This is a genomic window from Thalassococcus profundi, from assembly GCF_003344785.1.
Classification (GTDB): domain Bacteria; phylum Pseudomonadota; class Alphaproteobacteria; order Rhodobacterales; family Rhodobacteraceae; genus Puniceibacterium; species Puniceibacterium profundi.
Map to the genome: position 1 here is coordinate 375,922 of NZ_QPMK01000001.1, position 23,518 is coordinate 399,439.

General features: G+C 65.4%; 22 protein-coding genes. 3 read left to right on the top strand and 19 right to left on the bottom strand.

The features are described from left to right. Window positions 1-27: 27 nt before the first annotated feature. The 7 genes from DU478_RS01715 to DU478_RS01745 all read right to left on the bottom strand — a co-directional run bounded on the left by DU478_RS01715 (window position 28) and on the right by DU478_RS01745 (window position 9,024). A complete protein-coding gene (locus DU478_RS01715) occupies window positions 28-2,127 on the bottom strand; it encodes a hypothetical protein (protein ID WP_147276311.1) in 2,100 nt (699 codons plus the stop codon). A gap of 62 nt (window positions 2,128-2,189) precedes the next feature. Next, a complete protein-coding gene (gene motA, locus DU478_RS01720; RefSeq protein WP_114509193.1) occupies window positions 2,190-3,059 on the bottom strand; it encodes a flagellar motor stator protein MotA in 870 nt (289 codons plus the stop codon). A 101-nt stretch (window positions 3,060-3,160) separates the two neighbouring features. Next, complete coding sequence (locus DU478_RS01725; protein WP_407703142.1) at window positions 3,161-4,264, bottom strand: flagellar basal body P-ring protein FlgI; 1,104 nt, start codon at window positions 4,262-4,264, stop codon at window positions 3,161-3,163. An 8-nt stretch (window positions 4,265-4,272) separates the two neighbouring features. Further along, window positions 4,273-5,277, bottom strand: coding sequence for a flagellin (locus DU478_RS01730; RefSeq protein WP_114509195.1), 1,005 nt, complete (start codon window positions 5,275-5,277; stop codon window positions 4,273-4,275). Window positions 5,278-5,286: 9 nt separating this feature from the next. Further along, window positions 5,287-6,735, bottom strand: coding sequence for a flagellar hook-associated protein FlgK (gene flgK / locus DU478_RS01735; RefSeq protein WP_114509196.1), 1,449 nt, complete (start codon window positions 6,733-6,735; stop codon window positions 5,287-5,289). Window positions 6,736-6,774: 39 nt separating this feature from the next. Then, window positions 6,775-8,076 (bottom strand): flagellar hook protein FlgE, encoded by a 1,302-nt coding sequence (locus DU478_RS01740; protein ID WP_114509197.1) that lies wholly within the window; start codon window positions 8,074-8,076, stop codon window positions 6,775-6,777. A 108-nt stretch (window positions 8,077-8,184) separates the two neighbouring features. Continuing rightward, window positions 8,185-9,024 (bottom strand): flagellar motor protein MotB, encoded by an 840-nt coding sequence (locus DU478_RS01745; RefSeq protein ID WP_114509198.1) that lies wholly within the window; start codon window positions 9,022-9,024, stop codon window positions 8,185-8,187. Between the two features lie 247 nt (window positions 9,025-9,271). Here DU478_RS01745 and DU478_RS01750 point away from each other — a divergent pair, with 247 nt between their 5' ends. Continuing rightward, a complete protein-coding gene (locus DU478_RS01750) occupies window positions 9,272-11,440 on the top strand; it encodes a YjbH domain-containing protein (protein ID WP_114509199.1) in 2,169 nt (722 codons plus the stop codon). Further along, entirely contained in the window at window positions 11,437-12,114 is a 678-nt protein-coding gene (locus DU478_RS01755; RefSeq protein ID WP_114509200.1) for a YjbF family lipoprotein, read from the top strand. Before DU478_RS01750 ends, DU478_RS01755 begins: the two co-directional genes overlap by 4 nt. Window positions 12,115-12,132: 18 nt before the next feature. On the opposite strand, the gene DU478_RS01760 is transcribed toward DU478_RS01755, so the two are convergent. Together DU478_RS01760 and DU478_RS01765 are read right to left on the bottom strand one after the other, a co-directional pair. Further along, window positions 12,133-12,744 (bottom strand): sugar transferase, encoded by a 612-nt coding sequence (locus tag DU478_RS01760; protein ID WP_114509321.1) that lies wholly within the window; start codon window positions 12,742-12,744, stop codon window positions 12,133-12,135. Then, window positions 12,741-13,439, bottom strand: coding sequence for an NAD-dependent epimerase/dehydratase family protein (locus tag DU478_RS01765; protein ID WP_158545725.1), 699 nt, complete (start codon window positions 13,437-13,439; stop codon window positions 12,741-12,743). The genes DU478_RS01760 and DU478_RS01765 overlap by 4 nt, the downstream gene beginning before the upstream one ends. 254 nt (window positions 13,440-13,693) lie before the next feature. On the opposite strand from DU478_RS01765, the gene DU478_RS01770 reads away from it, so the two are divergent. Further along, window positions 13,694-14,812: a polysaccharide biosynthesis/export family protein gene (locus tag DU478_RS01770; protein WP_114509202.1), complete on the top strand. Its 1,119-nt coding sequence runs from the start codon at window positions 13,694-13,696 to the stop codon at window positions 14,810-14,812. A gap of 67 nt (window positions 14,813-14,879) precedes the next feature. Here DU478_RS01770 and hemA read toward each other — a convergent pair whose 3' ends face one another. The 10 genes from hemA to bchL form a co-directional block, all read right to left on the bottom strand. Next, window positions 14,880-16,094, bottom strand: coding sequence for a 5-aminolevulinate synthase (gene hemA, locus DU478_RS01775; protein WP_114509203.1), 1,215 nt, complete (start codon window positions 16,092-16,094; stop codon window positions 14,880-14,882). After that, on the bottom strand, window positions 16,084-16,899 hold the full coding sequence (gene puhE, locus DU478_RS01780) for a putative photosynthetic complex assembly protein PuhE (RefSeq protein ID WP_114509322.1): 816 nt from the start codon (window positions 16,897-16,899) through the stop codon (window positions 16,084-16,086). Before puhE ends, hemA begins: the two co-directional genes overlap by 11 nt. A gap of 110 nt (window positions 16,900-17,009) precedes the next feature. Continuing rightward, on the bottom strand, window positions 17,010-18,134 hold the full coding sequence (gene acsF / locus DU478_RS01785) for a magnesium-protoporphyrin IX monomethyl ester (oxidative) cyclase (protein WP_114509204.1): 1,125 nt from the start codon (window positions 18,132-18,134) through the stop codon (window positions 17,010-17,012). Further along, a complete protein-coding gene (locus DU478_RS01790; protein WP_114509205.1) occupies window positions 18,131-18,427 on the bottom strand; it encodes a hypothetical protein in 297 nt (98 codons plus the stop codon). The genes acsF and DU478_RS01790 overlap by 4 nt, the downstream gene beginning before the upstream one ends. Before the next feature lie 18 nt (window positions 18,428-18,445). Next, window positions 18,446-18,907: a photosynthetic complex assembly protein PuhC gene (puhC, locus tag DU478_RS01795; protein WP_114509206.1), complete on the bottom strand. Its 462-nt coding sequence runs from the start codon at window positions 18,905-18,907 to the stop codon at window positions 18,446-18,448. 10 nt (window positions 18,908-18,917) lie between these two features. Beyond that, window positions 18,918-19,553, bottom strand: a complete 636-nt coding sequence (gene puhB / locus DU478_RS01800) for a photosynthetic complex putative assembly protein PuhB (RefSeq protein ID WP_114509207.1) — start codon at window positions 19,551-19,553, stop codon at window positions 18,918-18,920. Between the two features lie 30 nt (window positions 19,554-19,583). Continuing rightward, complete coding sequence (gene puhA / locus DU478_RS01805) at window positions 19,584-20,348, bottom strand: photosynthetic reaction center subunit H (RefSeq protein ID WP_114509208.1); 765 nt, start codon at window positions 20,346-20,348, stop codon at window positions 19,584-19,586. 25 nt (window positions 20,349-20,373) lie between these two features. Further along, window positions 20,374-21,810: a PucC family protein gene (locus DU478_RS01810; RefSeq protein ID WP_114509209.1), complete on the bottom strand. Its 1,437-nt coding sequence runs from the start codon at window positions 21,808-21,810 to the stop codon at window positions 20,374-20,376. Further along, window positions 21,807-22,481: a magnesium protoporphyrin IX methyltransferase gene (gene bchM, locus DU478_RS01815; RefSeq protein ID WP_114509210.1), complete on the bottom strand. Its 675-nt coding sequence runs from the start codon at window positions 22,479-22,481 to the stop codon at window positions 21,807-21,809. Before bchM ends, DU478_RS01810 begins: the two co-directional genes overlap by 4 nt. Then, entirely contained in the window at window positions 22,481-23,299 is an 819-nt protein-coding gene (gene bchL, locus DU478_RS01820; RefSeq protein ID WP_233501087.1) for a ferredoxin:protochlorophyllide reductase (ATP-dependent) iron-sulfur ATP-binding protein, read from the bottom strand. The genes bchM and bchL overlap by 1 nt, the downstream gene beginning before the upstream one ends. Window positions 23,300-23,518: the final 219 nt, after the last annotated feature.

Below are 23,518 nucleotides of genomic sequence, written 5' to 3' on the forward strand. Positions count from 1 at the left end.
AGGCCGTTACGATTCCATGAGCACCGGTCAATTCGCCGCCTCCGGAGAAAGCGCGGTGCTGTCCAGAAGCGCGCGGAGAGTCTTTCGCGATTGCGCGGCTTCGTCCGCCAAGGCACCTGTTGCGGACAGGGTGTTGTCGGGAACCACCGTCGGCTGAACGGCAAGCTGCGCAGCTTCGCTCAGCGGATCGTCTTCGCCGTCCGCGGGCAATCGCTGCCAATCTCCGGCGATCCAGGCGGCTTGGCGCAAATCGTCGGCCTGGCCTTCGGCGGAGTAGACGTCAGCGGCATAGGCGTAGTCACCCATCTGCAAGCGAGCCTCGATCCGAAGCGCCTGCGCCTCGTCCCCCTGCAATCCCAACAGGGTCAGTTCCGCCTCCTCCGGCTGGGCCAGCCCCAGATGTGCCCGCGCGGTCAGAAGCTGGCGCATACGGTCGGAGGCCGGCATGTCCAGTTGCGTAATCGCCGCCATTGCCTCGTCGGCAAGTCCGAGGGTCAACAGCCTGTCAATGGCAGCCGCGAGCACCTGGTCGCTGCTGTCGGCCGTGCCGGGGCGCAGATCGGTGACCACATGGCGCAGGAAGGTCACGTCGTCCGCCCGCGTGACCAGCGCCCTGAAGACCTCGCTGCGCATGTCATCCCGCGTCTGTGCGTCGATATCCGCGGACGTCGCGATTTCAGACAGCGCCTCGCCTATTCTCACCTGGCTCAGCAAGGCGCGGATATGCGCACGCCAGAGCTTGGCCGCTTCTTCCGTGCCGCGGTATTCCGTGACATATGCCGAGGCCAATTCGGTCATGCCGGGCGCGACCGGCCGGTCCTCGCGCGCGGCCAGCGAGATCAGCGATTCCACTGCCGCCGCAGAGGTTTCAGGTCCGGCGGTTTCCGCGATCTCCTCCAGCTGCGCCATCGTTTCCGTCACGTCCTTTTCGGGCGCGTCGATCTGCGCTTCGGCCAGCTTGATGTCGGGGGGCAGCGCATCGATCCCGCGTTTGACCCGTGCAAGCACGCTGCGCGCCGCCTTTGTCGCGCCGGCGGCGTGCAAACCGTCCGACAGGCGCGCAGCCAGAAGCTGTTTCAGATGCGGGGGAAGCGACTCGAAGGCGTTGAGGATCGCGTTTTCGTTGACCTCATCCGGAACAGCCCCGGGTTCGGCGCCGAGAACGGCCCACATGGCAGCGGGCGTGTCGCAATGGGCTTGACCGGCAAAGACGCCGGACCCCGCATCTTCGTCGTCGATGATCCGCGCCAGTGACGACAGTGTCGCGGCCTCGGGCACGTCAGCCATGTCGAGGACCGACCGGGCTTCGGCACCGAAGCCGACGTGCAGGTACAGCCGGGCCAACGCCGCGACAGTCTCGGGGTGCGGGCGGTCGAATTCGCCGGTCAGTCGCGTGCGAAGGGCGCCGATCTGCTGCGGATAGGAGCCTTCACCTCCCCAGTCGCCGATGGACAGACTCGTTTCCGGTAGGCATCTGTCGCCGTTGAGCCGGATGCGCCGGTCTGCGCCGCCGCGGTCCAGGAACATCCTGGCGACATCCTCCATGGTCGTCTCGTGCATTTGCGGCGCGACCGTTGCATCGGAAGAGCCGACAGGCGCGGCCGGCGCAGGTGCAGGGGCGGGCCGGCGGTTCAGCGACAAAAGCCCGTATGTCGCGGCCGAGGCGATCTCCTCGGCAAAGGCTTGTTCGATTGCGCGTTCCTCCTCGGTCGGCAGGGCAGCCTCGAGCTCTTGCACCAACAACCGCTCGAACGGATCGGGGCGCCTTGGCAGGCTGGCCCAATCCGGTTGTGGAGGCATTGCCGTTGCAGCCTCGGTGTCTTCTGGCTGGTCGGCGGCGGAGATATCCATCGCCAGCATGCGCTGTCCGACCAACTGCGCCGCGATCACGCAATCGCACGCAAGGTCGATCGCAAGCGTGCCTGGGGTCGGCGACGTCACCGCGGCAACGCGGCCGGTGCCGATCCTGTCAAAGACCGTCCCAGTGTCAAAGCCGAAGCCGCGGTCAGGGAAGCGCAAAAGGTAGCCTGCGGCCTCTTTTTGCGGATCGAGCTGCCACGCAACCTCGCCAGGCAGATCGACCACCAGGCGGGTAAAGCCGCCATGCTCGCCGGAGCGCACGGGCAAGGTCTGCGCCAAGGCACCGGAGGCCAGTATCCAAAGACATGCGACAGGCCAGAGATGCCGCATCACGCCGCGTCCTGCTTGACGGCCTTCAGAGCCTCTTCCAGTTCGACAAAGCTGGGCCGGTAATGCAGAGGCGTGTTCTGGCGTCCAACCTCGATGCAGATGTTGGTGGAATGGTTATGCAGGTTCGCCACCAGGACCTCGCGGATCAACTGGTAGAAATGGCTGTCCTCCTCGACCACCGCCTTGACCTTGGCAGAGAAGGGCCCAACCAGACCGTATGCCAGGAACACGCCCAGAAACGTTCCCACCAACGCGCCGCCGATCAGCTTGCCCAGCACTTCGGGCGGCTGGTCGATCGACCCCATCGTCTTGATCACACCCAGCACCGCCGCAACGATGCCCAGCGCCGGAAGTCCGTCCGCGACCGTCTGTAGGGCATGGCTGGAATGCATGCGTTCATGAAGCGTCGCCTCCATGCGTTTTTCCAGCACTTCCTCGACCTGGTGCGGATCGTCGTAGTTCATGGAAATCGACCTGAGCGTATCGCAGATGAGTTCCACCGCCTCTCGATCACTCTGGATCTTCGGATATTTGCCGAAAATCGACGACTCCTGAGGCGACTCAACGTGTTCTTCGATGGCGACGGGGTTCTGACGGGCCAGGCGCACCAGTTCGAAGAGCAGGCACAGAAGGTCACGGTAGTCCTGCGGTTTCCACTTCGCTCCCTTGAAAACCTTGCCCACATCCTTGAGCGTATGTTTGACGACGCTCATGTCATTGCCGATCAGGAAGGCCCCTGCGGCGGCGCCGCCGATCATCATCATTTCGAACGGCAGGCTCTTGAGAATGATTCCCATCTTGCCACCCGCCAGCAGGTAGCCGCCAAAGACCATTCCGAAAATCACGGCAATCCCGATAAGCCCGAACATTCGGCACTCCTTTTCCTGACCTGTGGACCGTGCCACTCAGATCTTAAAAAACCTTGTTTCTGATCCGGGCCAGAGAGTTGAAACCCACGCCTGGCGCGCGATCACATGACGACGAATTCGGCATGCAACGCCCCGGCGGCCTTGATGCTTTTCAGGATATCGATCATGTCACGCGGGCTGACGCCGAGCGCGTTCAGACCCGCGATCACCTCTGACAGAGAGGTTCCGCCCGGTACTTCGGCCAGTCCGATGCCCGGCTCTTCCGCGACTTCGGCTTCGGTACGGGGGATCACCACCGTTTCGCCCTCGGAAAACGGGTTGGGCTGGACGGCGATCGGCGCCTCCTCGATGCGCAGGGTCAGGTTTCCCTGCGACACGGCCACGCGCGAAATGCGCACGTCGCGCCCCATCACGATGGTGCCGGAGCGCTGATCGACGACGACCCGGGCGCGACGTTCGGGTTCAACGGCCAGGTTCTCGATCTGCGCCACCGCGTGGGCCGGAGACCGCGTACCGGCGTTGAAAAGGTCGACGCTGATCGTGCCGGAGTCGGACATGCGCGCGATCCGGCCGGGAAAGGCGCGGTTGATCACCTGCTCGATCCGAGCGGCGGTGGTGAAATCCGGCTCCCGCAGCGCCAGGCGCAGGCTGGAGAGTTCGGAAAAGTCGAAGTCGACCTCGCGCTCGATCCGCGCGCCGGCCGGGATCATGCCAGAGGTCGGTACACCCTGGACGACGCGGGCCGCGTCACCTTCGGCCGCGGCGCCGCCGGCGATCACCGTGCCCTGGGCCACGGCATATATCTGGCCGTCCGCGGCGTTCAGCGGTGTCATGATGAGCGTGCCGCCCAGCAGGCTCTTGGCGTCGCCGATGGCGGAGACCGTGACGTCGATCTGGCCGCCGCTGCGTGCAAAGGGCGGCAATCGCCCGGTGACGAACACCGCCGCGACATTCTTGGGCCGGAACTGTTCGCCCGTCACGTTGACGCCCAGCCGTTCGAGGATATTGGTCATGATCTCTTCGGTGAAAGGCGCGTTGCGCAACCCGTCGCCGGTGCCATCCAGACCGACGACAAGGCCGTATCCGACCAGGTCGTTGGACCGGACCCCATCGAATTCCACAAGGTCCTTGATGCGGACGCTTTGCGCGGCGGCCGGCTGAAGCTGTGCCGCGATCATCATGCCCAAAACCGTGCAGAAGATCATCAGACGGTTCATCTCATGTACTCCGTGAAGGAGAGGCGCGCCGCCCGGGCGGTCACGGTGTAGAGGCTTTCGAGTTGCAGCTGGGCATTTTCAAGCTGGGTCGCAGTCTCGTAGGGATCGACGGCAATGAGGTCGAGACGGGCCAGACGCGTTGCGGTGGTTTCGGCGGCGTTGCGGGTCACGGTTTCCTCGATCCGGGCCTCGAGCGCGCCGAGGCCCGCACGGAGTTCGGTCAGCGGCACCTGGGTCTGCAACAGCTGGTTGCCCGCGGAGGCAAGCATTTCGGCCCTGAGACCCTGATCGAAATCCAGGATGTCGTCGTCGGACATCGCGGCCAGTGCAAGGCCGCGGATCATGTCGCGAAACACCTGGTCGTCGGCACGCACGTCAAGTGCTGCGCGTTCGGACGGGCCGAGCTGGAGGGGGGCCAGATTGGTTGTGGACCCCTGGTATGTCTGGGTCTCGAACCCGCCGCCGGGTGTGTCGAACCAGGCGTCGAGCTGCGCCTCGATGTCCGCAAGCGTCGTTTCCCCGGCCAGCAGGCCGCGCAAGTCCGCAATCAGCGTGTCGCTGGTCCCCAGCGGCGCGCGATCGGTGGCCGTGCCTCCGAAGAGACTGCGCCCGGACGTTGTCCGGTTGAGATCGGACATGACGGATGTCAGTGCGGATAAAGCGTCCTTCGCGACGGTGGACCGAAGACTTTCGGAGACCATGATGTCGGTTTGCAGGAGCGTGACAGAGACATCTTCCGTGCGCGTCTGGATGGCCCCCAGCGTCGTCTGCATCACGCCTGTGGTCTGCGCCGCCTCGGTGGTGGCGATGCGAAATCCGTCGAGCACCGACAGGCTCCGGTCCATCGCCGCCAGGGCGGTGAGATCGCCGGACAGGTGCCGGGCCTTGTCCGCCACCACGCCGGTGGACAACTCGAGACCAAGCCTGTCGATCTGCTGGCGGATTTGCACGTTGCGGTTTCGCAGGACAAGGGCCTGCGCCATATCGCCGATGGATCGCATGGGACCTCCTTATATCGCGAGGATCGCCTGCATCATGTCGTCGACTACGGACATGACCCGGGCATTCGCGGCGTAGTTCTGTTCGATCTGCAAGAGCAGTTGCAGTTCCCGGTCGGTATCGACACCCTGGGACAGTTCGAGTTCCTTCAGCGCAAGGGTCTGTGACTGGGCAAAGCTGAGTTCGGTGTCGGCGCGTACCCGCCGGGACGCGGCGATCGAGCCGAGTTCGGCGCCGTGACCGACGACGCTTCGGGCTGTCGTTCCGAGCGCGGCAGAGGCGGCGGGCAGAGCGGCGCCCAACCGGTCGAAATGCCCCTGCAACAGACGCGCGTCGCCGACATCGCCCGGCGTCGCCGCATAGAGCCCGTCCCGCAGCAGCGCAGGCGTGCCGCTGTCCGCATCGACCAGGGCGTTGAGCGCGATGCGGCCGGACAGACCCACCTCGTCGGCGGGGGCGAAATCCAGGCCGCCATCGGTGAAGAGCCCCGGTTGCCCAGCGGTGACGGTCATGTCGGGCCCGCCAGCACCGAAGCGTTCGATCAGGTCCCGGGCAAGCCCGTCGAGTTGCGCCTGCAGGATCACCGTCTCTTCGTCGCGAATCTGGAACTGCGCGGCCAGGGCGCCGCCGGCCAGCGGACCGTCGGGCGAGGTATCCACGGCGCGGCCGCGAATGGTGATGCCGGACAGCAAGCCGTTGTCCTGTGTCATGTGCGGCGCGATGATCGCGTTGGGCGTGTAGTCCAAAGTAACCGGTGACCCGTCGAGCAGAACGGTGCCGCCGGTCGAGAAAAGTGCGACGACGCCGTTGTCCCGGGCGACGCTGCGCAGCGGCACCAGCGACGCGATTTCGTCCACGGCCCGCTGGCGTGTGTCCATGAGCGTGGAGGCGTCGCGGCCAAGCCGAACCGCCCTTTCGATCTGATCGTTGAGTTGTGCCACGTCTGCCAGCGCCTGGTTGATCGTTCCGACCTGGCGGGTGATGGTCCGGTCCGCGTCCGACCGCGCCTCCTGCACCGCGCCCGAAAGCGCGTTCAGCTTGGTCGCAATGGCGCCGGCCGACCGCGAAACCGCTGCCAGGCGCTGATCCGACGCCGGATTGCTGGCGGCGGTAACCAAGGCGTTTTCAAGCGCGGTAATGCGCCCGGTCAGAGAGGAAGGATCGTCGCCGGGGCCGAGCAGCCGTTCGGTCCTCGCGGCATGGGATTGCAGTGCGTCGGCCAGCCCAAGTCCGGCGTCGGCAAGGCGCCGGTCCGACAGGATCGCCGGGTCGCCATGGCGGATCACGCCATCCACCCAGACGCCGCCGTGGGTGCCGATGCGATTGGGCGAAATCTCCAGCGACCGACGCCCGTAACCTTCGGTCAGCGCGTTCGAGATATTGGCCGAGACGATACCGGCGGCACGGGTATTGGCGGTCAATCCGCTCAGCGCATTGGACAGGGCTCCGGTCAGAGACATGGCGCGGCTCCTTCAGAATGTCGATTTCAGATGACGGGATCAGCGCTTGATGTTGGTGGTTTCCTGCAGCATCTCGTCGACGGTCTGGATAACCTTCGCGTTCGAGGAATAGGCGCGCTGGGTCTGGATCAGGTCGGTCAGCTCGCTCGCCACGTCGGTTGCGGATTCCTCGCGCGCATAGGCCACGATGTCGCCCGTCGGCCCGTCCGCCGCATCCCACAGGAAGAAGCTGCCGCTTTCGGGCGACGGCATGTAGACCTGCCGGTCGAGCGCGACCATGCCATTGGGATTGGGCAGGTCGACCAGCGGCACCTGGAAGATCGTGCGCGTGATGCCGGTGTCGAAGAAGGCGTGGACCATGCCGTTTTCATCGACCTCGACCGAGGTCATGTTGCCGACCGGCGATCCGTCCTTGGAGATGTTGAGCGGCGCGAAACTGTCGGACAGCTGGGTCAAACCATCGCTTTCACCCGGCACACCGATGTTGATCTCGATCGGGCCGCCGGCGACGTTGACGATGATCGATCCGGTGGTGGCATCATAGGTGCCGCCGGAGAGCGTGGTCACGGAATTGAGCGTGCCGCCGCTGGTGCGCGAATCGTCGAAGGTCAGTTCGTATTCGCCGATGACCGTGCCAGGCGTCGCCGTATCCATCAGCGTCATGGTCCAGGTGTTCGAGGTGCCTGTCGCCGGGATCGTCGGGGTAAAGGTCACCTGCACATTCTCGGACACGCCGAGGTTGTCGTAATATTCCACCGACAAATCGAGCGGCGTGCCTTGTGAATCGAAATACGTCTCTGTCGCGGGCAGATTGACACCCAGCGTCATGCTGGTGGTCGGTTCGCCGGAGAACTGGTTGACGTTGATACGCACCGGTTCCAGCCCGTCGTCGGTGTCGCGCGGCATCGACGGAATGGTGCCGTCGGCGGTGGCCGGCCAGCCCAGCAGCATCAATCCGGATTCGGTCCGCAGGTAGCCATCCGAATCGGTGCGGAACGATCCTGTCGTCGTCAGCAGCATCTGCGGGTCGCCGTTGTTGTTCTCGACCTCGGTGGCGCGGGCGACGGGCAGGAAGCCGCGGCCGCGTACGGCGAGGTCGGTGGCGTTGGTGGTGGCCACCAGCGAACCGCTCTGGTCGATGAGGCGCTGGGTGGTCACCCGCACGCCACCGGCCGAATAGGTCCCGCCCGTGGAGGACATGACCATCGCCTCGAAATCCGTCTCGACCCGTTTGTATCCGAAGGTCGCGGAGTTTGCGATATTGTCCGAAATCGTCGCCAGCCTGCTGGCATTGGACGCAAGCCCCGCGACACCGGCATTGAGGGAAGAGGAAATTGTCATGGACACGCCTTTCTGCTGTATCGAACCCGTTTCGAGGCAACAGTTACGCGCGTCGGTTTAACGGCAGGCTAACAGATAAAATCTGACAGAATTGCCTGCCGCCAAGGTTCAGTTGTCGCGCAGATAGATCACCTCGATCCGGTTGTTGCGCAGGTCCATGCGGTTGTCCCGCACCGGTTCGCGGTCCGCATGGGCGGCGACGCGGGTCACCCTCTGGGTGGCCATGCCCTCCGACATCAGCAGGTCGCGCATGGTGCCGGCCCGGCGAGCGGACACATCCCAGCTGCGGTCGCTGGCGAGCACGATGGGCGCAGAGCGGACATGGCCTTCTATGGCGACGGAATTCGTCACGAGATCCGACACCCGTTCGATCACGCCCGCCAGCCGCTCCAGCGTGCGGGTCGGGCGGTCGGCGGCGTCGAAAAGCGGCGCGCCCTGTGCGTCGGACAGTTCGATCACAAGGCCCTCGTCCGTGACCCTGGTGATGATGTGCACCATCAGATCGTCCGCGACCATGCTTTCACCGCCGCGCCCCATGAGCAGATCCTCGACCTTTTCGAAGGATTCCTGCTCGCTGCCCGCCTCGGCCGTCTCGGGACCGGTGGTTTCGGTGCCGCGCGACCGGTCCGCTTCGGTCGGGCGCAGGCTCGTGGCGCCGGTTCCGACCCTGGGCAGGGTATTTTCGGCCAACACGCTGTCGCCACCAAAGCTGCCGTCACCGCCGCCCGACACGCGACTGATCGCGATCGTGGGGCTGAAATAATCCGCAATACCCTTGCGCTGTTTTTCCGTCGTCGCGTTCAGCAGCCACATCAACATGAAAAAGGCCATCATGGCCGTGACAAAGTCGGCATAGGCGACTTTCCACGCGCCGCCGTGATGTCCGTCACCGCCAGCGACCTTTTTCCGTTTGATGATGACTGGCGCGACATTGCTGTCGGCCTTCATATTCACCACCTCATTTTCCCACCCGGGACGAGCGATAGCAGTTGCGGCGTTACCGTTGCCTTAACGATTCAAAATGTTCCGTAAAAATCCGCGATCGGCCCGGTCATTGCCGGGATAGAGTTCCCCGGACGGAAACGTGGTCAAAATATCCCACATCGGTGGCGGCCATGCCGCGTCATGATGGACAGGCCGCGTCAAAGTGCGTAGCACGGTGTAGAAGCTCGATGACCTTGTGGAACCGCTAAAGATGCCCGCCAGACCCTCCGTGATCCGTGGCGCCAAAGGATCGGTTGCCCGTGCCTGCCTGCTCGGACTGTTCGCCACCGGGGCGCTGGTGGCCATGCCGCACCGCGCCGAGGCGCAAAGCCAGACGAATTACAACCTCTACGGCGTGCCCGGCCTGATCGACATGCCTTCGGCAGGGGTCGCCCCCGATTCCGAGATCGGCACGACCATCTCTCGCTTCGGCAACAACACACGCACGACGCTGACCTTCCAGATCACGCCCCGGCTGTCTGGCAGCTTCCGATATTCGGCCATCGACAATTTCGACACCGTGGCATCGGTCGATGGCGTCTACTACGACCGCAGCTTCGATATGCGTTTCCAGCTTCTGACCGAAGGGCTGTACCGCCCGTCACTGGTCGTCGGCTTTCAGGATTTCATCGGCACCGGGCTTTACGGCGGCGAATACCTCGTGGCCACCAAGACCGTTGCGCCGGGCCTCACGGTCACCGGTGGTCTGGGCTGGGGCCGGCTCGCCAGCCGCAACGCCTTTGCATCGACCGGAACCCGCCCCGAGGAACTGCTGGGCGAAGGGGGTCTGCCGACCTATGACCGCTGGTTCCGCGGCGACGTCGCGGCCTTTGGCGGGGTCAGCTATTCGCCCAACGACCGCTGGACCTTCAAGGCCGAGTATTCCTCGGACAATTACGACCAGGAACGGCGGATCGGCGAGTTCGACGGCACCTCGCCCTGGAATTTCGGGCTCGATTATCATTTCGAGAACGGGTCGCAGCTGTCGCTGTATTCGGCTTACGGAACCGAGGTCGGGGCGCAGCTCACGCTGGTCCTGAACCCGCGCAAGGCGGCCGTACCGGGCGGGCTGGACCCGGCGCCGCTGCCAGTCGACGTGCGCCCCCGCGGCAGCGCGGCGGACCTGGGCTGGACCACAGACCCGACCGCCGTGCCGTCGTCGAAGGTCGCGCTGTCGGAGGCGCTGGAGCAGGAAGGGCTCAAGCTCGAAGGCCTGGACCTCACGGCACAACGGGCAACGCTGCGCCTGAAGAACAACCGCTACTATGCCGTGTCGCAGGCCGTGGGCCGCGCCGCCCGCGCGATGACACGAAACCTGCCCGCCTCGGTCGAGGAGTTCGTGATCGTCCCGACGGAAAACGGCATGGCCCTGTCGGCCGTGACGATGCGGCGCAGCGATCTGGAGGCGCTGGAGAACGAGGCGGCGACGGAGATGTTCGCGCGGACGCGGTTCACCGACGGCATCGCCGCGGTTCCACCGGTCGAGCCCGGCCTCTATCCGGATTTCACCTGGTCGCTGTCGCCCTACGTGGCGCTCAGCGTCTTCGACCCCGACAATCCGCTGCGCGCCGATGGCGGCCTGCGCCTGCGCGGCAACCTGCGGCTGAGCCCGGGGATCATCGTGTCCGGCTCGGTCACCAAGAAACTGACCGGCAACCTCGATTCAGTCGAACGCGAGGACGAATCGAGCCTGCCGCTGGTGCGCACCCAGTATGCCGAGTTCAGCCGCCAGGGCGATCCCGCGATCGAGCACCTGACCCTCGCGGCCTACGGTCGGCCGGCCAAGGATTTCTACTCGCGCCTGACCGTCGGTTATCTTGAAAAGATGTACGCCGGCGCCTCGGCCGAGCTGCTGTGGAAACCGGTGAACAGCCGGCTCGCCCTCGGGGCAGAGCTCAACTACGTGCAGCTGCGCGATTACGACCAGCTTTTCGGCGTGCAGAGCATGGTCACCACCGACCCGGTTTCGGGTGTGCAGCGCGAGATTCCCAACCTCAACGGTCACCTGTCGGCCTATTACGACTTCGGCAACGGCTTCCACGGTCAGCTGGACGTGGGCCGCTACCTGGCCGGTGATTACGGCGCCACGATCACGGTCGACCGCGAATTCGCCAACGGCTGGAAAGTCGGGGCCTATGCCACCGTCACCGACGTGCCGTTCGAGGATTTCGGCGAAGGGTCCTTCGACAAGGGCATCCGCGTCAGCGTGCCGCTGGGCTGGGCCCTGGGCACCGCGACCAAGCGGGTGAACTCCGTCAGCATCAAGTCCCTGACAAGGGACGGCGGCGCGCGGCTGGATGTCGACGGGCGGCTCTATGACCAGGTCCGCAACAGTCACCGCCCGGAAATGGCGAAAACCTGGGGGAGATTCTGGAGATGAGCCTGCGCAAACGTGCGATGGCCGCCGCGCTGGTCGGCGCCCTTCCCCTGCTTGCCGCCTGCGGCAGCAACACGGGCGAAAGAAACCCGACGGAGATCCTGAGCCAGACGCTGCAGGCCGCAATCTCGGGCGGGCCCGAGGTTCAGCCGATCACGACGCAGCAGATCGCCACGGCGCTTGGTTCCACGACCGAGCCGATTGCGCTGGTGTCGCTGCTCGACAGGACAAACCAGGCGCTGGTGCTGCGCATCGAATCCAATGGCCCCTACGAGACCTTCGCCACGTCGTCCCGGCAAAGCCTCACCGTTCGGGGCGGCATGATCACCGCGACGCGCGGACTGGGCGGCGACCTGATGTCGTCCGAGGCCGAGCCGCTGCTGGCGCTGATCCAGGCGGGCCGCGGCGGGACTGTGCCCTACGTGACGCGCTACCTGACCGGCGACGACCAGACCGAGGTCTTCCGCTACACCTGTTCGGTTCGCGACGCCGGAACCGAGCGCGTGGCGGGCGGGGTGATCGACATTCAGGGGCGGAAACTGGCCGTGGTCTGCACCGGAACCGGACCGTCGTTCGAGAACACCTTCGTGATCGACCGGTCCGGCCAAATTCTCAAGGCAACGCAGTACCTTGGGGATTTTCTGGGCCGGGTATCGATCCAGATGCTGCGGAGATAGCGCGCCCGCGCCGTGCGGTCAGTGCAGCGAGATGCGCTTGAAGATCGTCGCGAACATCAGCTTCACATCGCTGCACAGCGTCCGCTTCGGCGCATAGATCAGGTCGAGCCGCGCCTTGCGGGGCACGCAGCGGCGGCAATAGACCGCCTCGGTCTGGGCTGCCGTCTTGCAGGGTGCAAGCAGCGCCTCTTCGCGGCGGTGAAAGGCCAGCGTCGCCATGCCGGTGATGCCCGGTCGCGCCTTCAGGACCTGTGCATAGAGCTCGGGAAACATCTCGACATACCGGCGCAGCGGCGGGCGCGGTCCGACAAAGCTGATGTCGCCCCGCAGGATATTCCAAAGCTGCGGCAGCTCGTCCAGCCGGTACCGCCGCAGAACGCGGCCCGTGCGGGTCACCCGGTCGGCCTTGTCGCCGCCCGAAACGCCGCTGTCGACGCCCGCGGGTTTCATGGTACGGAATTTCCACAGCAAAAAGCCCTGATCCGGTGTTTTCATCCTCTCGGCCCGGTAGAGGACCGGCCGTCCGTCCCGCAGGAGGATCGCCAGCGCCACCCCGGCGATCAGCGGTGCCAGAAGGACCGTGAGACCGATGGCAACGAGCACATCGAAGATCCGTTTTGACGGTGTCACCCGCGTCCGCTCCATCTTTGCCAATCCGCCACCAGCCAGGATGCGTCCGAGCTGCGGTCCGGCATCGCGCATACCTCCGCCAGCCGGGCGGTGTCCAGCGCCACGCGCCGCAAGGCGCCATCGGGCGCCGGACGCCAGTGCAGGTCCCGCCCCGCAGCCCTCACGATATCGGCCATCGCCGTGACCCGCGGCGCCGCGACGTTGTAGACGCGGTGCAACCGGTTCCGCGGCAGGGTGCACAACACCTCCAGTACCTTCGCCAGGTCGCCTGGCGCGATATAGCTGCGGTCGGGCCCGTGACCGTCGGAAAACCGGTCCAGCGTCACCGGCCCGTCCCGGCCCAGTGCCGCGAACAGGCTTTCCGCGCCGGCGACATTGCCGATGCGCAGGATCACCGGCACCGGCCCGTCACCCGATTGCGGCGTGCGCAACACCGTTTCCATATCGGCCTTTGCGGCGCCATAGGCCGACGCGGGCGCCGGCGTATCCTCTTCATGCAGCGGCCGGTCGCTCGAGCCGTAGATCGCCGCGCTGGAACAGTGCAACACCCGATCCGCCCCCAATCTGCGGCCAAGATCCATCGCTGCCAAGGCAAGCCCGGAATTGTCCGATAAGGGCGCGCCATGCGCCGGAGTGACACCCCAAAGCGCCACAACCGCATCGACCCGCGGCAGCAGGTCTGGCGACTGTCCCACGGACCAACCCAAACCGATGCTGCCGTCCCGGCTGACCGGATGGAGTTCTAAGCGGGGCGCCGCCTGCGCCCCGAACACCGCGCAAATCATGTTGCCAAGTTTGCCGTTTGCCCCCAGAACCAAAGCGCGGACAGGGTGCGGTTTCTGAGCCACGTGCCAGGTATCCCTACCGAAAAAATTTGCTTCTGCCCTGTCTATCATCGCGGCCGCAGGCTAGAAAGCTGAAGTCGAGTGTCTTTCTCTGGGGGAGAGCCATGAATTACCGGACCCGCTTTGGCGCGTTCTGCGCCGTTTTGCTTTTTGTTGCAGCCTGCAGCCTGCCCCGCGGTGCGGCGTTGCAATCGGAAGTCCTGCAGGAAGCACGGTCCGACACTCCGACAATCCAGGTCGTCGCGGTCACCCGTGCCAACATGCCCGCGGTGTCACGCTGGCCAACTACGGGGAATCACAGGAATTTCCGCTGGCTGAACGCCACCGGCGGGTCATCCTCTTCGGTCATTCAGGCGGGCGACAAGGTTGATGTGGTGATCTGGGACAGCCAGGAGAATTCGCTTCTGACCAGCACCTCCGAAAAGGCCACCACGATCAGCGGCGTCGAGGTCGGCCCCAACGGTGCAATCTTTCTACCCTACGTCAACGAGGTTTTCGTGCGTGGACTGACGCCCGCGAGCGCCCGCGCGCGAATCCAGTCGCAGCTCGAATCCATCGCGCCATCCGCGCAGGTGCAGCTTAGCCTTGTGCAAGGGCTGGAAAACTCCGTCGACCTCGTCGCCGGTGTCGCCAGCCCCGGAAATTTTCCGCTGCCGTCGCGCAACTACTCGATCATGTCTCTGCTGGCCGCAGGCGGCGGTGTGTCTCCCAGTCTGCGCAATCCGGTGGTGCGGCTGAACCGCGGCGGCGCGTCCTATGAAATTCCCGCCGCCGACCTTTATGAATCCGGCGCCCGCAACACCACGCTTCAGCCGCGCGACACCGTCGTCGTCGAAGAGGACGACCGCAGCTTCATCGCGCTCGGGGCCTCGGGCACCGAAGACCTGATCTATTTCCCCAAGCAGCATGTCACAGCGCTTGAGGCGATCTCGCTCATGGGTGGGCTGTCGGACAGCCGCGCCGATCCCAAGGGCGTTCTCGTGCTGCGTGAATACGATCATCGCCATGTGCGGCTGGACGGCAGCGGCCCGAATCTGCCGCAGGTGATCTTTGCCTTCGACCTGACCTCGGCGGACGGCCTCTTTGCCGCCAAGCAGTTCCAGATCAACCCGGACGACACTGTCCTCGCCACGGAATCGCCAGTCACCAAGGCGCAGACGATCTTTGGCCTTGTCGGAAGCACGTTCGGTCTGACCCGGCAAGTGACCGCTGTCAGCAACTGACGCTCTTCGTTGCACATGAAAAAGCGCCCCGTGGGGCGCTTTTTCATGTTGGCCGATCGAGTGTACGTCAGGCAACCGCGTGGGAAATCGCGCAGCGCCGCCACAGGGTCGACAGGGCCTGCGCCAAGTGCTCGATATCCGCATCCGAATGCAGCGGACCGGGGGTGAAGCGCAGCCGCTCCGTTCCCTTCGGTACTGTCGGATAATTGATCGGCTGCACGTAGATTCCGTAATCCTGCATCAGGATATCCGCCAGCTGCCGGCACTTGACCGGATCCTTGATCATCACCGGGATGATGTGGCTGTCGTTGTGCAGATGCGGGATGCCCAGCTGATCGAGCCGCTGCCGCAGCGTCGCGACCCGGTCGCGCTGGCGCAGACGCTCGGCCTGGCTATCCTTCAGATGCGCGATCGATGTGCGCGCCGCGGCAGCCACCGCGGGCGGCAGCGCCGTGGTGAAGATGAAGCCGCTGGCGAAGGAGCGAATGAAATCGCACATGGCGCGCGAGCCTGAGACATAGCCGCCGACGACGCCGTAGGCCTTGCCCAGCGTGCCCTCGATCAGGGTGATCCGGTCAGCCAGCCCCTCGCGTTCGCTGATGCCGCCGCCGCGCGGACCGTACAAGCCCACCGCGTGTACCTCGTCGAGGTAGGTCATCGCGCCGTGCTTTTCCGCCACCTCGACGATCTCTTTCATCGGGCAGATGTCGCCATCCATCGAATAGACCGACTCGAACGCCACGATCTTGGTCGCGTTGGACGGCAGCGCGGCCAGCCGCCGGTCCAGGTCCTCGGGATCGTTGTGGCGCCAGATCACCTTGTCGGCGCGCGAATGGCGGATGCCCTCGATCATGCTGGCGTGGTTCAGCTCGTCCGACAGGATCACCGCATCGGGCAGTCGGCTGCCCAGCGTCGACAGGGCGGCCCAGTTCGACACGTAGCCGCTGGTGAACAGCAGCGCATCGTCCTTGCCGTGCAGGTCCGCGAGTTCCCGCTCCAGCAGCTTGTGCTCGTGGTTGGTGCCCGAGATGTTGCGCGTGCCGCCGGCGCCAACGCCGCAGCTGTCGATGGCCGTCTTCATGGCCGCGATCACCTTGGGATGCTGGCCCATGCCGAGGTAGTCGTTGGAGCACCAGACCGTCACCTCGTCCGGCGTGTCGACGTCATGGCACCGGGCGCGCGGAAAGGCGCCGCAGTTGCGTTCCAGCTCCGCGAAAATGCGATAGTTCCCCTCTTTTTTCAGGGTGTCGAGCTGGGCGTTGAACAGCGTGTCAAAGTCCATGGGCGTCCTCCGGTCGTGTATTTTTCTGGGTTATGTTCTTGGGCGCCGGAAGCATCCAGCGCCAGAGCTTTTCGTCCGGCAAAGGCAGGACCATGAACCAGTGCTCCAGAAGAGCAAGGGCGGTGATCGCGGCAAGCAGCGCGAAACCCGCCACCTCCGCGGGATTGGCCGCGCCTGCCAGGCGTTCCAGCCAGCAGGCGACAGCAAAGCTGAGCGCGGTGATCGACATCGGAAAGAGCCAGTTCATCGCGGCGATGCGGAAATGGCTGGGCAGATGCGCCAGCGCCGAGGGCAGGAATTCGGTATTCACCTTCCGCACCCCCAGGAACAGGTTCAGCTTGGCCGAGATGCGGGCGAAGAACAGCACCGCAAAGGTCCAGAAGGCAAAGGACAGCCCCTCGCTCCGCGTCAACAGCCAGAGCGCCGCCAGCGTGCCCGCCAGCAGCATCTCGTGATAGGCGATGGTGCCCCAGGCGCGCAGGAAGCGTTCCCATTCGGGCACACGATCCGGGCAACGATGGACGTTGGGCCCGGTGATGATCCCTGTGAGGAAGGCCAGTTCGATCCAGCCCCAGATCAGCAGCGCCGATCCGAACCCGACGTAGGGCGCGACCGCGCCGGACAGGCCCGTCTCCGCCACCGCCCCCCAGACGCCGAGCGCCAGAAACGGCAGGCACAGGATCACCGCGACCCGCGCCGCGCCCGGCCCCCGGTGATCGGCAAAGCGGACAAGGCACAGGATCGCCCCGGTGGAGAACCACCAGGCAAACAGCGCGACCAGCGCAGCGATCCATGGGTCTGTCAGCACGTCCCGGGTCCTTGTCTTCTCTGGTTCAAAATAACCCTCGGGGGGTTTGGGGGGCTGGCCCCCCAAATGGGTCGGTCGGGTCGGGGGCCTTGACCCCCGAACCGGTGTCAGTAGGCCGGTTCCAGCCGCGTGCTTTCGGGCACCCGGTGTTTCACCGTCGGGATGGTATAGAGCTTCACGAAGGCCAGCGCCGCCTTCAGCGACCCGCCAAGCTCGGTCAGCTTGCCGCCGAAACCGCCGGCTTTCTTGCCTGCCGCGATCTGGACGTTGGCCGCCTGCAGCGCCTCGAGCGTCGGCTGCCAACGCGGATGCTCGATATCCAGCGTGATCGGAAAGATCTGCTCGGTCAGTTTCGAAGTCTTGGTAAAGACCTCGTGGGCATACCAGTCCGGATCGACGCCCAGCGCCTTGTGGAAGGCCGGGCGCTGGTGGTCGCGCACGTACATCGTGGCATAGACCGCCGTGAGGAAGAACTTGATCCACAGCACGTTCTTTCCCGCCGTCAGCTTGGGGTCGGTCTTCATCAGCAGCGCGAAGGCCTCGCCGTGGCGGAACTCGTCGCCGCACCATTCCTCGAACCATTTGAAGATCGGGTGGAACCGATGTTCGGGATGCGCCTCGAGATGACGGAAGATGGTGATGTACCGGGCGTAGCCGATCTTTTCCGACAGGTAGGTGGCGTAATAGATGAACTTGGGCCGGAAGTAGGTGTATTTCTTCTTCTGCGTCAGAAAGCCGAGGTTCACCGCCACGCCCGCCTCGCGCAGGGCATCGTTGATGAACCCCGCGTGCCGTGCCTCGTCCCGCGCCATCAGCTGAAAGAGCTTGGTGATGTCGGCATTGCTGCCGCGTCGCTTCATTTCCTTGTAGAGCACGCAGCCCGAGAATTCGGCCGTGCAGGAGGAAATCAGGAAGTCGATGAATTCCTTCTTCAGTTCCGGCTCCATCCCATCCCAGTCGACGGTGTCCCAATCTGCGTTCTTCTTGAAATGACCCTTGTTGGGGTCGGCTTCCATCTCGGCGATGAGCTGATCCCAGTCGGCGCGCACGGGGCTGACGTCGATGGCGTCGAGCTCGTCGAAATCGGTGGTGTAGAACCGCGGCGTCAGCAGCGTGTTCTGCATGGCAAGGTCGGTGGCCGCCTGGCTGTCGAATTTCGACTGCGCCTGCTGGACGGCGAGGCTTTCCTCGGCATTGGTGATGTCGGCGGTGTGCTTGGTTTGCATATTCATAGCGTGACCTCCTCGGAAAAGGAGAACTCGCAGAGCTCCATCACCTCGAAATCGCCGGTGAGGCGGGTCCAGAGCTGTTCGAGCTTTGAGGCGCGGAAGATCGTCGCCTCGCGGTCCTCGGACACGACCTGACCGAAGGGGGCCATGATCTCGGGGCCGTGCACCTTGACCTCGTCTCCGGGGTAGATGACCGCACCGTTGTTGAAGCGCACATGCGCGTGCAGACTTTCGAAACAGTGGCTGACCTCGACCGTGCAAGGCGCCCTCTCGATATCTTTCGTCAGTAGTCCCATGGTTCCGGTTCCCTGTTGCTAGTCCAGCAGCCTGGCGAAGGCCGCTGCGTTGTCGGCGCCGAACCCCATGAGGTCCGCGCGCCAGCCGGTGCTGGGATCGAAGATCGCCAGCCGTCCGTTCGCGGTGCGGACGATCCTCACGGGACCGTCCAGCGGTTGCCGGGCCTTGGTGCGCTCGCGGTCGAGCACACGGGCGATCCCGGCGATGAATCCCCCCTGTTCGGGGCTGAGGTCGGCGATCACGGAGCCGGTGGCATCAAGCACCATCGCGGCACCGGCCAGATCGCCGGAGAGGTAGACGAAGCGTTCCCGCACCACCTCGGAGTCGGGCGGCACCGAGGTCACCGGCCGTCCGCTCCAGACCGCGATCGACACGAGCACGAGGCAGAGCGCCACGAGGCCGAACATTGCCCGTACCATCCGGCGCGGCACGAGGTCGCGCGGCGTTGCGTGGATACGTGGGGTGGCTGTCTGGGTCATGGCGGTGCTCCTATTCCGCGGCGACGGCAGCGGAGTGTGGCGCCGTCCGCGCGACCTGCGGGGTCGTGATGCGCGCCCGTGCAGCATCCGCGATCAGCTCCGCCACTTTCTGCGGCTCCGGGATACAGCGCAGGGACGGTTCGGTCTTGCGCATGCGCCACGGGCGCACATGCGGCCAGCAGACCAGATAGCCCAGCCGCGTGTCGCCGAGGAGCGACAGCGCGATGGTGCCGGTCCCACGGCGGCGCAGCGCAAGATCGGCGCTGCCCAGTTGCGTGTAGGGCAGGTTCAGCGTCACCGTCAGCGCCGCCCCGATCCGCATGGCGATGCGGCGGTTGGTGACGGTGTAAAGCGTCGCCCGCGCCTGCACGTAGCCGACGATCAGCAGCATCGCGATCACCAGCCCGCCCAGGATCAGGAACGGCACCGACGCCCCCACCGCCTGGCCGAAGGGCATCAGGTCCGACACAGCGACAAAGCGCCAGCCCGCAAGGAACAGGAAGTACCCGGCGACCCACGGCAGGCTCAGCGCGTCCCAGCTGAGCGCCAGCCAGTCCGGCCTGCCCTGCCAGAGGATCACCTCGCCCTCGGGCGGGCGTTCGGGCAGGCCCGGCACCGGTTCGATCTGAAAGTCGTCATGTGACATCGCTGTTCCCCTCGTTTGTCGTCGCCTGCGTCAGATCAGGTTTTCCTGACGCTTGCCCGCATAGAGGTGACCGCCGCCGAAGTAGGCGCTGATCTTGTCCTCTTCGAGCTTGGTAACCTGGCGCGGTGCCGCGTGCTTTGGCACACCGGCGAAATGCTCGCCGAAGATCGACTTCACCAGGACCTTCTCGCCCCAGATCCGCGCCAACGTCATCGGGATGAGCCGCGATCCGCCGCCGCCCTCGAGCTTGACCTCGAGATAGCGCACCAGCTGTTCCGGCTCGTCCACCCACATGTCAGAGATCATGCCGACGATGGCACCGTCGCCCGCGACCACCGGCAACCCGCGCGGATCGCGTCCCGCCGAGACGCCGAAGCCCTCGATGGCCGACATCGGCACGATCTTGGGATGGCCTTTGCCGTCCAGTTCCGGCACGTCCTGCCGATTGGCCCAAGAGGCCGGACCGACGCCGTCGGCCATCGGGTTACCCGTCGGTTCGAACGGAAAACCTCCAGAACCGGCGGTGGCCTTCATCGCGATATCGGCGCGCTCGGGGTTCTGGCCCGACGGCACGGTCACCTCGCCGCGCCCGTGCGGCAGGACAAAGGTCTTGTCGGCGGGGTTCGGAAAGACGCTGCCCGCATCGGCCTGGCTGCCGTCCTCGTCCACCAGCGGATAGCCCTCGCGCTGGTTCTCGCGCTGGATCCAGACGACGAGTGCGACGAAGAAGAAGAAAAACAGCCAGAGCGCTATGCTCGCGATGTCGAGATTACCCAGGATATAGTCTTCGGTCATTGTACGTTCCTCCTATGGGCCTTGGTCATGTTGGGAAATCGGCAAGGCCCAGCCCTGTCGGTTTCTGCTGAGAATGGGACAGACGCCGCGCCATGGTCACGAGCGGACCCAAGGCGATGAGCGTGACGAAAAGCAGCCCGACCTCGACATGGTAGACGAGGCTGTAGCCGGTGGCCGGATCGTTGAGCGCGGGCCCCCAGGCGCCGCTGGTCGCCGCCGCGTTGGCGGCGTCACGCGTGGCCCCGCCGATCAGCGTGGACACCCCCGCCGCCGTCGCCTGCGCCGCACCCCAGGCGCCCAGCGCCAAGCCGCGGCCCGCGAGTCCCTGCGCCGGCATGGTCATCGCCGCCGTCAGGGTCGACACGGCAAAGAGCCCGCCGCCGAAGCCGATGCTGGTGGCGCCGGCGAAGAAGAGCGCGGTCGACCCCATCGGATCGGCGAAGATCACCATGCAAAAGGCCGCGATCCCGGCAAGGATGCCGCGCCCGGCCATGCGATAGGGGTTGATGCCGCGCGCCAGCCAGCGCGCCGCAAGCGCGAAACCAACCAATGCGCCCGCCGCCCAGCTTGCCGTCAGCAAGGTCGTCGCCGACACCGACAGGCCCAGGATCTCGCCGCCATAGGGTTCGAGCAGCACATCCTGCATGTTGAAGGCCATGGTTCCGAGGAACACCACCGCCAGCAGACGCCCCGCGGTGCCACCCGCCATCAGGTCGGCCCAGGCATCTGCAAAGGACGGCTGCGGCGCCTCGCGCTCGGCCTTGGTCATGGCGCGCACCCGCTCCTGCTTCCACAGTGCCAGCACGTTCAGCACCACGGTCGCCACGGCGGTGCCCTGCACCACCTGGATCAGCAGCAGACCGGTGAAATCGCGCAAGAGCCACCCGATGACGATAGCCGACACGCCCATGCCCACCAGGTACATCACGTAAAGCAGCGCCACGACCCGCGGCCGCGTCTCGTCGTTCGCCCGGTCGGCGGCCAGCGCCAGACCCGCGGTCTGGGTCATGTGCATGCCGAACCCGGTCATGATGAAGGCCAGCGCCGCCAGCACCTCTCCGGCGAAGGGCACGTCGTGCACCACGTCGCCGCCCAGCACCAGCAGGCAGGACGGCATGATCGCGAGGCCGCCCATCTGCCACAGCGTGCCGAACCACAGGTACGGGATGCGCTTCCAGCCGATGGCGCTGCGGTAGTTGTCTGACTTGAAGCCCAAGAGCGCCCGGAACGGCGCGATCAGTACCGGCAGCGCCACCATCAGCGCCACCAGCGTCGCGGGCACGCTGAGTTCGACGATCATCACCCGGTTAAGGGTACCCAGCAGCATCACCCCGGCCATGCCGACCGAGATCTGGAAGAGCGCCAGCCGCAGCAGCTGCCCCAGCGGCAGTTCGTCCGACGCCGCGTCCGAGAACGGCAGCATCTTCAACGTCATCTGCTTGAGGCCGGCGCGCTGCGTCATGGCATGACCTCCAGCGCCTGGCTGATGTAGAACCCGGAATTGACCCGGCCCAGGTCGCGCAACTGGCCCACATCCGCCACCTGCCGCGCCAGCGTCACGGGCGCATGCGGGATCATCACCGGCGACCGGTCGGAGCGCGGAAAGAGCTTGCCCGCGTACCACATGCTCATCAGCAGCGGCGTGCGCGGCGCCACGGTAAAGACGATCGACCCGCTGGTGCGATCCCGCAGCGCCTGCAGGGATGCGCGGATATCCGATGCGTTGTAGTAGATCAGGCTGTCCATGGCGAAGACATGATCGAACTCGCCCAGGAAGGCCGACAGCATGTCGCCACTGGCAAAGGTCACCCGGTCGCGCAGCCGCTCGGGCAGGCGCGCCTCGGCGATCCCGATCAGCGCCGGAGAGATGTCCACCGCCGTCACCTGCGCGCCACGTTCGGCCAAAGCCTGCGTCGCCAACCCCGTGCCGCAGCCGGCGTCCAGCACCCGCAGCCCGGTCAGATCCGTCGGCAGCGCGTCCATCAGCACGCTCCGCATCCGGTCCCGCCCCTGCCGCACGGTCTCGCGAATCCGGCTCACCGGCGCGTCCGAGGTCAGACGCTCCCAGGCCCGGGTCGCGGTGCGGTCGAAGTAGTGCTCGACCCGCTGGCGTGTGGCGTCATAGGTCTGCATCAATCGAATCCCAAAAGCTCGAAGATCTCGCGGTCCGGCAGCGACTCGGGCGCCAGCCCCTCGGTCCCGGCGAAAAGCAGCTGCGCCAGGCGCACGTATTCGGCGCGGGCCAGCACGATGTCCTCTTCGTCCGGCATCTCGAACAACGTCTTCTTCTTCAGCCGCGACCGGCGGATGGCGTCGATATCGGGCATATGCGCGATGCGGTTGAACCCCACCACGTCGCAGTAGCGATCCACCTCGTCTGTCTCGCGCGACCGGTTGGCGATGCAGCCGGCCAGCCGCACGTTGTAGTTCTTCGACTTGGCACCCACCGCCTGGATGATCCGGTTCATCGCGTAGATGCTGTCGAAATCGTTGGCGGTGACGATCACCGCGCGGTCCGCATGCTGCAAGGGCGCTGCAAATCCGCCGCAGACCACATCGCCCAGCACGTCGAAGATCACCACGTCGGTGTCCTCCAGCATGTGGTGCTGCTTCAAAAGCTTCACGGTCTGCCCCACGACATAGCCGCCGCAGCCGGTGCCCGCCGGCGGGCCGCCGGCTTCCACGCATTTCACACCGTTGAAACCTTCGGTCACGAAATCCTCGGGGCGCAGCTCCTCCGCGTGAAAATCCACGTCCTTGAGGATATCGATCACCGTCGGCTGCAACTGCCCGGTCAGGGTGAAGGTCGAGTCGTGCTTCGGGTCGCAACCGATCTGCAGCACCCGCTTGCCCAGGGTCGAAAAGGCCGCCGACAGGTTGCTCGACGTGGTCGACTTGCCGATGCCGCCCTTGCCGTAGATCGCGAAGACCTGCGCGCCCTCGATCTTCATCGACTCGTCCTGGTGCACCTGCACCGATCCCTCGCCGTCCTGGCCCCTGAGGACCGGCGGCGCCGAGACCCGGCGCGCCTCCAGCCCGGCGGCTTCGCGCAGATTGGCGCGGTGGCTGGGCGGTTGCTTCGTATCGAGCGGGCTCATGAGAGACTCCTTTCGGCACGGGCGCTGCGCCCCTGCTTCATCTTGCCAGTAAACCTCCGGGGTCCGGGGCAG